General features: G+C 56.6%; 7 protein-coding genes. All 7 read left to right on the top strand.

Annotation, left to right across the window (positions count from 1 at the left end; all coding sequences use genetic code 11):
* Nucleotides 1-787 (top strand): MFS transporter (locus tag VM163_13160; GenBank protein HUT04829.1); only part of this gene is annotated, 787 nt, incomplete at its 5' end.
* Nucleotides 788-948: 161 nt separating this feature from the next.
* Nucleotides 949-1,101, top strand: a complete 153-nt coding sequence (locus VM163_13155) for a hypothetical protein (GenBank protein HUT04828.1) — start codon at nt 949-951, stop codon at nt 1,099-1,101.
* A complete protein-coding gene (locus tag VM163_13150) occupies nt 1,098-1,544 on the top strand; it encodes a transposase (GenBank protein ID HUT04827.1) in 447 nt (148 codons plus the stop codon). Before VM163_13155 ends, VM163_13150 begins: the two co-directional genes overlap by 4 nt.
* A gap of 367 nt (nt 1,545-1,911) precedes the next feature.
* Nucleotides 1,912-2,151 (top strand): hypothetical protein, encoded by a 240-nt coding sequence (locus VM163_13145; GenBank protein ID HUT04826.1) that lies wholly within the window; start codon nt 1,912-1,914, stop codon nt 2,149-2,151.
* Nucleotides 2,152-2,167: 16 nt separating this feature from the next.
* Nucleotides 2,168-3,409, top strand: a complete 1,242-nt coding sequence (locus tag VM163_13140) for an efflux RND transporter periplasmic adaptor subunit (protein HUT04825.1) — start codon at nt 2,168-2,170, stop codon at nt 3,407-3,409.
* On the top strand, nt 3,406-6,537 hold the full coding sequence (locus VM163_13135) for an efflux RND transporter permease subunit (protein HUT04824.1): 3,132 nt from the start codon (nt 3,406-3,408) through the stop codon (nt 6,535-6,537). The genes VM163_13140 and VM163_13135 overlap by 4 nt, the downstream gene beginning before the upstream one ends.
* Nucleotides 6,515-8,185: a TolC family protein gene (locus VM163_13130; GenBank protein ID HUT04823.1), complete on the top strand. Its 1,671-nt coding sequence runs from the start codon at nt 6,515-6,517 to the stop codon at nt 8,183-8,185. The genes VM163_13135 and VM163_13130 overlap by 23 nt, the downstream gene beginning before the upstream one ends.
* The last annotated feature ends 590 nt before the right edge of the window (nt 8,186-8,775 follow it).

Here is an 8,775-nt window from a genome sequence, read left to right as displayed (position 1 = left end):
GATCTGTAGTGGAGCGATACTAGCCACCGTCTATGGATTCACGAACCTCGCCTACCGGAATGGGCCCTGGCTGTTCGGGGCTGGGGTCTTGGGTATTATTGTTTTCGTCCTGTTCGAGAGAAAGTCCCCAAGTCCGATAGTGGATATTCGGCTGTTCACTCGAAATCGTGTGTTTGCTATGTCGAACCTCGCCGCAGTCATCAACTACTGTGCCGTCGCTGCAAACGCTTTTCTGCTCAGTTTATACCTTCAGGAGGTCATGGGGCTGAGACCCATGTGGGCTGGTCTTGTGATGTTCGCCCAGCCCGCCGTCCAGGCTATCATCTCGCCATTTGCGGGCAAGCTCTCCGACAGGATCGAGCCTCGAATCGTAGCCTCAAGCGGGATGGTGTTGACTGCCGTTGGGCTTGGACTTCTGGCTTTCTTGAGTCGAGGCACGCCGCTCGGGTATGTGGTAGGCGCCCTGGTCACGATGGGACTTGGGTTTGCTCTTTTCTCAGCACCTAATACAAACGCCATAATGAGCTCTGTGAGCCAGCGAAATTACAGCGTTGCCGCGGCCATGCAGGGCACGTCAAACATGATGGGGATGACGCTCAGCATGGGCATAGTGATGTTCTTGCTTTCCGTGCACGTGGGTGAGGCGCAGATTGGGCCCGCGAACGAAGACGCCTTTCTGACGGCGGTCAGGACTTCCTTCGGCATATTCGCTGGCCTTTGTGCGCTAGGTATCTTCGCCTCACTTGCTCGCGGCAAGCTGCGCCCCCGGGCTGGGGCGTCAGTGTAATGTTAGTATGTGGGCTCAGAGCCACCTGCCCCCAAATCACTCCGTTGTCGGTAACGCCACGTCTGGACGAGGTTACCCCAGAAGGTGTGGAAATTGTGTTAGGCGGTGTCCATCCTTGTTGAAAATAAGTAATCTAATGCAAAAGAAAGGAGAACACCGCTGTGAGCGAGAAGAGCACAGTATGCGATTGGAAGTCAAGCCCGTGTTGGGAAGGTCTTGAGACGTGGATTCGTGGACAGATTCAAAGGTGTTTTCAAAACGTGTTGGAAGAGGAGGTTACGGAGTTTTTGGGCAGGGGCAAGTATGAGCCGTGAACGACCTGATACCCGAGCTCTACTTGCATGGTCTTGCCGAGGGCGACCTCGACCTGGCGCTTCGGGGGCTATTGGGGGAGGAGGCGCCGATCTCCGTCTCGACCGTTGGGCGGCTGAAGGCGAAGTGGCAGGCCGAGTTCGAGCAACGGTCATCGCGTCGGTTGGATGACCTCCAGGTGGTCTATCTCTGGGTTGACGGCATCTATCTGAAGGCTGGCTTGGACAAGGACAAAGCGGCGGTTCTGGTCGCGATTGCGGATTCGAGTGACGGCCGAAAAGTGGTCGTGGCCATCCAGCCGGGACATCGTGAGTCGATAGAGAGTTGGTCTTCATTCTTAAGAGACCTTAAGGAGCGAGGCATGAACGCGACTCGGCTCGTCATCGGGGATGACAATCTGGGCATCTGGGGGTACCCACGGCACTCGGCAGGGATTCTTGCTTGAACCCATCCGGAGGTCGGCTCCCACCCGAGGGGAGCCCACTCTGAGAGCTGCGGCTGACGACAGGTCCGACAATCCCGCGAGGCATGTTAAACTTTCTTTGGGCTTGGTCTGTCTATATCCTATAACATGGCCTCGAGACTGATATGGCAAGACGAAATGAAGACGAATTGGATGATATAGTCAGGAGAGCACAAAAAGGCGATGATTTCGCGTAGGCAGGTTCCAATCTGATGGCTACTGTGTTTACGATTTCTCCGACAAGTCTCTTCAAGCGGTGGATTCGGTTGCAGTTGATTCGAAAAATGTCAAATGGTTCGCCGGCCGGGGCCAACATGAGGCAGTCCTGAGTTTCGGCGGCCAGACATGGATGGCTTATCGCAAGGATGAATGCTGCTTGGACAGCGGCGCGGTGGTCGAGGTCGTTGTGGGACCTCATGATGTCAAGTACTTCGAGAATCCGGAGGGCTACACTGCCTTCGACGGGAACGAATGGAGACATTACTACTCAGGGGTGGATTTGGCGGGAGCAATACAGTCCGAGAGAGGCACAGCCGCTGGTTTGTTTGTTATACGAGGGCGAGTAGGCAGAGGGAGTTTTCAGGAATAGTCGAAGGAGCTAGGGTGTGAAAAGGGCGGTAGTGATAATTGTTTGCGTTCTGCTTGGCGGCTTACTCGTCTTTCGGGTCGTGCAGAAATCTCTGATATCGGGAAATGGGTCCGGTTCTAGGCGAGCAGGTGCGGCAGTGGCGGTTGAGGTCAGCCCCGTAAGGAGAGCTACGATTCAAGATATCGGGCGGTTCTCGGGTTCCCTGATACCCAAATCACAGTTCGTAGTTGCTCCCAAGATCAGCGGCAGACTTGAGAAGCTCCTCGTCAACATTGGAGATCGGGTAAAGGCGGGTCAGTTGATTGCCGTTCTTGATGATGAGGAGTACAAGCAGCAGGCAGAGCAGTCGCGTGCGGAGCTGGATGTAGCCAGGGCCAGTCGAGAGGAGTCGGTAAGCAATCTTGAGGTGGCCGGGCGCGAGTTTGAGAGGGCGCAGGCCCTTCGTCAGAAGAAGATAGCCTCAGAGTCGGAATTAGATAGTGCGAGCGCACATTACAGTGCGCAAGCGGCCAAGAACAAGTTGGCACAAGCACAGGTGGCCCAGAAGGAGGCGGCCCTGAAAGCAGCGCAGGTGCGACTCTCATATACGGAGATACGGGTTTCCTGGGAGGGTGTCGATGAAAGCCAGGTAGTTGGGGAGCGGTTCGTTGACGAGGGGGCGATGCTTGCGGCCAACTCTCCCATTGTCTCCGTACTCGATGATTCTGTTCTGACCGCGGTGATCAGCGTGATCGAGCGAGATTACCCCAAGGTAAGACCTGGGCAGGAAGCGAGTGTCGAGACCGATGCGTTTGCCGGGCGTAGTTTCAGCGGCAAGATCGCCCGCATCGCTCCCCTGCTGAAAGAGTCGTCTCGCGAGGCGAGGGTCGAAATCGAGGTGCCGAACGATGAGGGGCTTCTCAAGCCTGGGATGTTCGTGCGCGTTCAGATCGAGTTTTCTCGCCACGAGGACGCCGCAGTGGTTCCCCAGGTTGCACTCGTTAGGCGCAACGGCGCACAAGGCGTTTTTCTGGCTGACACAGAGGGGATGAAGGCGCGATTCGTTCCCATAACCGTGGGCATCATTGAGGGTGAGCTGGCTGAGGTGCTCCAACCCCCACTCACCGGATCGGTCGTGACACTCGGGTATCATCTGCTTGAGGATGGGTCTTCAATCGTCTTGCCAGGCAGCGATTTGGACACGAACTCCGGGCAGGGAAGAACCAAGCAAGACTCCGCGCAGAAGACCAGCGGCCCCACTCACGGTGCGGGGCAATGAAGCTATCTCGTCTCGCCGTTCATCGCCCCATTTTCGTGATCATGGTGACTCTGATCGTCATCATTCTGGGTAGTATCTCTTTGGTCCGGCTGCCCATTGACTTGATGCCCGACATTACTTATCCGACGCTCAGCATTTCCACCACTTACGAGAATGCCACGCCGGAGGAGATCGAAGAGCTCGTGACCCGTCCGGTGGAAGAGGCGATGAGTGCTGTGCCGGGTGTCAAAGAGCTGACCTCGGTGTCAGTGCAGGGCAGTTCCAACGTCAGGGTGCTGTTTGAATGGGGGACCGATCTGGACCCAGCGGCGAACGACATTCGTGACCGCCTCGACCGGGTAATACACCACCTCCCGGAGAACGCGGAAAGGCCGAGTCTGCACAAGTTCGACCTGGCGAGTTTTCCAGTTCTGATTCTCGGCGCCTCCAGCAAGTTGGACCCGATTCAGATGCGCAGGATCATAGACGACCAGATACAGTACAGGATCGAGCGGGTGCCCGGGGTCGCATCGGTCAATGTTTTTGGCGGATTGGATCGTGAGATCCACGTCGATCTTTACGCGGACAAGGTGAAGGCACTCGGGCTTTCACTCAATCAGATTCTGGAGCGGATTCGGGAGGGAAACGTCACAGTCCCTGCTGGAGAGATTGACCAGGGCAACCTCCAGATTTCAATCCGAACGCGGGGAGAATACACGAACCTCCAGGAACTAAAGGATACGGTGGTAGCGACTCGCGAGGGTGCACCGGTTCAGCTGAAAGAGATCGCTAGCGTGGAGGACTCCTGGGAGAAGGTCACGAGGCTCGTGCGGGTCGATGGCGAATCCGGCGTTCGCCTGGGGATTTACAAGCAGTCCGGGAAGAACACGGTTGACGTGGCGAGGGCTGCGCTCAAGGAAATCGAGCGCATCAACGCTGACATCCCTCAGATTCGACTGACGCCGATCATTGACACCTCTGACTATATCAAGCGCTCGATCTCAAACGTCAGCACGTCCGCGGTCTATGGCGGCATTCTAGCTATCTTTGTCCTTCTTTTCTTCCTCCGAAATATCCGCAGCACCACCGTAATCGCAACTGCAATACCCATCTCGATCATTGCCACGTTTGCGCTGATGTATTTTTCTGGCTTCACCTTGAACATCATGACGCTGGGCGGATTGGCGCTGGGAATAGGGATGTTGCTCGATAACTCGATCGTCGTACTGGAGAACATAAGTCGGCTGCGGGCCTCGGGCCAAAGCTCGGAAATGGCGGCCGTCAACGGTAGCGAGGAGGTCACCGCGGCCATAGTCGCTAGCACTTTGACGACGTTGGTGGTTTTTCTACCTCTGATCTTTGTCCGCGGCATGGCCGGTGTGATGTTCAAGCAGTTTTCGTTGGTGGTTAGCTTTGCTCTTCTTTGCTCCCTGGGGGTCGCCGTAACATTAGTGCCAACCCTATCGGCCAGAGTCCTGCGATCAAGCTCTCGAGGTCCTGCCGCACGAGTGACGCTCGTGCAGAAGATATCCCTTCTCGGCGGGCGAGTCTTCGATCGCATGGAGGCCAAATACAAGCAGTGGCTTCACTTCACACTCGACCATAGGGCACCTGTTGTCGTTACCGCCACGTTGGCTCTTGTCGCGAGCCTGGTCCTCGGGCGGTTTCTCGGGTTTGAGCTGATGCCCTCGACTGACGAGGGCGAGGTGCGTATAAGCGCAGAGATGGAGGTTGGAACCCGGCTGGAGGTTCTCGATGAGCGGTTTCGCGCCATTGAGGAGATTGCGAAGGAGTCGGTTCCGGAGGCCAGAAGCACCGTAGTGACCGTAGGGGGGAGCGGGTGGCATGGGGGGGGAGGCTATAGCGCAGATATTAGGATTGCCCTGAAGCCTGAGGCCGAGCGGTCGAGGTCCAGCGAGGAGATTGCGGCGGACCTTCGGAGCAAGCTCGTTGATATCCCTGGGATGATTGTGCGAACGCGGGCAGGGCAGGGTTTGTTCATTTTTCGAATGGCCACAGCTGGTCTTGAGAGGCTCCAGGTTGAGATAAGAGGCAATGACCTCTTTGTAGCGGAAGCTCTTTCCGAGCAGGTCAAGCGGATCGTAGAGAAGATAGATGGCGTTACGGACGCGAAGCTAAGTCGGGAGTCGGGCAGCCCCGAAGAACTCATCGTCGTCGATCGTCAAAAGGCCGCGGATATGAAGCTATCCGTCTCTCAGATCGCCAACATGCTTCAGACAACACTGTCCGGCACCGGAGCGGGCGAATATCGCGAGGGTGGTAAGGAGTACAGGATTCTCGTCCGGCTGAAGGACGCGGAGAAGCTTGGACTTCGCGAGATTCTTGATCTGACGCTGCTCAACGCTGATGGTGAGCCGGTCGTCCTACGCAACGTGGTCCAGGCCCAGCCGCGCACTGCTCCTGTGCAGATAGAGCGCAAGGATCAGGAACGGATTGTCACGGTATCGGCGAACATAAGCGGGCGGGATATGGGTTCGATAGTGGCTGACATGCGCGAGGCCCTCCGCTCTGTCCCGGTGCCCCCTGGGTTCAGCATCGTTTTTGGGGGCGACTATGAGGAACAGGAAAAGGCATTCTCGGAGCTTATATTGAGCCTTATCCTGGCCCTTGTGCTGGTCTATATGGTCATGGCCTGCCAGTTCGAGTCACTCCGAGACCCATTCGTAGTGATGTTCTCGGTCCCGCTGGCGGCAATCGGAGTCATCATAATGCTGTTTTTGACCGGCACGACGTTCAACGTTCAGTCCTTCATCGGCTGCATTATGCTTGGCGGCATAGTGGTCAACAACGCGATCCTTCTGGTTGACCATACGAATCTGCTTCGGCGCCGCGATGGCCTGGCCCTGAAAGACGCGATTGAGGAGGCCGGTCGGAGGCGGCTGCGCCCCATTCTGATGACGGCATTGACGACGATGCTTGCGCTCGTTCCGCTCGCCCTCGGGCTGGGTGAAGGCGGCGAGGCGCAGGCGCCGCTGGCCAGGACCGTGATTGGAGGACTTCTGAGTTCGACGCCCATAACGTTATTTTTCGTGCCGATAGTTTACTCCGTCTTCGAGCGCCGTCGGGATGGCAAGCAGGGGAAGGATGAAGGCGGAAGGATGAAGGATGAAAAGCGCTCTAATGTATGACTCATCCTTCATCCTTCATAATTCATCCTTCCAGAAATGGTGGCCATTGCTGACCGCTGGCGCCTATTTCTTTCTCGCGGCGCTCGCCTTCTCAGAATCGGAGGGCGCCGGGCGATCGCTGCCCGTCAGCGACAGCTCAGCGCAGGTCTGGAAAATCAATCCAATTGCCACGGCCTCAGCTCTTGATATCGACCGGACGCCCGCGCCTACGACTGCCACCCTGCGTCCCAGGCTTGAGCTTACTGTGAAGGAGGCGATCCTGATGACGCTGGAAGGTAATCCGTCGTTCCGAATAGAGCGGCTGAATGCAGCGATCACAAAGACGCGCGAGGCAGAACAGCGATCCGTGTTTGACCCGCAGCTGAGAGCTGGCTATTCAGCCTCACGCAAGCGTGATAGGACTTCGCCGAGCTCCGGAGCGGCTTCTCCAGAGACCAGGACGGACGAGACAAGCGCCAATATCGCGCTTTCTGAGTTTCTGCCTACGGGCACCGAGATCAGCCTGGGCGCCTCCACTGACCGGTCTTTGTCTGATCTTTACGGCGATCAACACACGACCAGAGCGGGCCTTACGGTCACCCAGGCCCTCCTGAAGGGAGCAGGATTGGGGGCCAACCTCGCGGACCTCCGTCAGGCCCGGTTGGATACGCTGACCTCCCATTACGAGCTTCGCGCTTTCGCCGAGGCCCTCGTCGCGGACGTTGAGGGCACCTACTGGGACTTCGCGCTCGCGCAGCGCGAGATCGAGATATTCACCGATTCGCTAAAACTTGCCGAACAGCAGCTGCAAGAGACACAGGAGAGAATCAAGCTCGGACTGCTGGCAGAAATGGAACTGGCTGCCGCCAAGGCCGAGGTGGCGCTTCGCAGGGAGGACCTTATTAACGCGCGCAGCAACCTGGAGATAACCCGTCTGCGTCTGTTGCAGCTAGCAAGCCCGCCGGGGCCCGGTCCCTGGGACCGAGAAGTTGTCATCAAGAATGCCCCGGCAGTGCCGGAAGCGCATCTTGATAGCGTGGAGGCGCAGATAAAAGTCGCCCTGAAAATGCGGCCGGACCTGAACCAGGCCCGGCTTCAGGTCGAGCGCGGCGAGCTCGAGATTGCCAAGACAAAAAACGGCCTCCTGCCAAAACTTGACCTGTTCATTAGCCTGGGCAAGACGGGTTATGCCAATTCGTTCAAGGATTCTGCCGAGAACCTCGACGACAACTATTACGAGGTGCTCGCCGGACTCACCTTAGAGTACTCGCTTGGCAGCCGAGCAAACCGCGCGGCCCATAAACAGTCCATCCTCAGTCGCAGCTTGGCCAACGAGGCGATCGCGAACCTGACGCGATTGATCCAGTTAGATGTGCGCTCCGCATATATAGAGGTGAACCGCGCCAAGGAGCAAGTAGCCGCTACTTTAGCCACTCGCCAGCTGAAGCAGGAGGTCCATAGGGCTGAGGTGGAGAAGTTCCGCGTCGGCAGATCGACCTCATTTTTAGTGGCTCAGGCGCAGCGAGACCTCGTTGAGAGTCAGATATCGGAGATAAGCTCTGTGGTGAATTACCTGAAGTCGCTTGTCGCGCTCTATCGGGTTGAGGGCTCATTGCTAGACAGAAGAGGGATTTTCGTCCCCGGCAAGGAGGCTGTTGGCCTGGAGTAACCGGGGCAGTAGGAGGTTTGTCCTATAAGTCTTGATGTGTGTTGGGGTATTGATTTGAGGTGGTGCATTTTTCGGGCGATTAGGCTTTGCGTTGGTGTGATCTGACTACGGCACTGGTTTTGGCCCCGATATCTTTTATGTTGAGGTTTTGGGAGGGCAGATCTGGGCACAGAGCAGCCCTATTTTTGAGCGATTTGCCTCGTTACACGCCCTTAAGAAGCAGATATGGCCTTCGGGCAGCCGATCTTTGGCCTGATACCCGAACATCTGCTTCTGGGTAGGGACATACTTCCATAACGTGATCCTAACGTGATCCAGATCCATCGCGCTTAAGCAATAGAGCGGACAACACGAGCATTGCAGTCTGACAACGTGCTATTCAAGACCAGCAAGCGCAGCGGCTTGTTTAGTGCAGCTTCAACGTGCCTACAACGTGATCTAAACGTGATCTTTACCTGCGTTAGCATCAGTAAGTATCAGGCTAAATAGGGAAAAGTGTCTTGAGAGGGATTGGAGTAGTTTTCAGAACCTCCAATCGATGGGAAGGCTGCTATAAGGCGAGAGTGCGAGAGGGGGGACTCGAACCCCCA

Source organism: bacterium, assembly GCA_035527515.1.
Classification (GTDB): domain Bacteria; phylum B130-G9; class B130-G9; order B130-G9; family B130-G9; genus B130-G9.
Note: the sequence above shows the minus strand (reverse complement) of the source record. Positions and strands in the feature narration are given on the sequence as shown.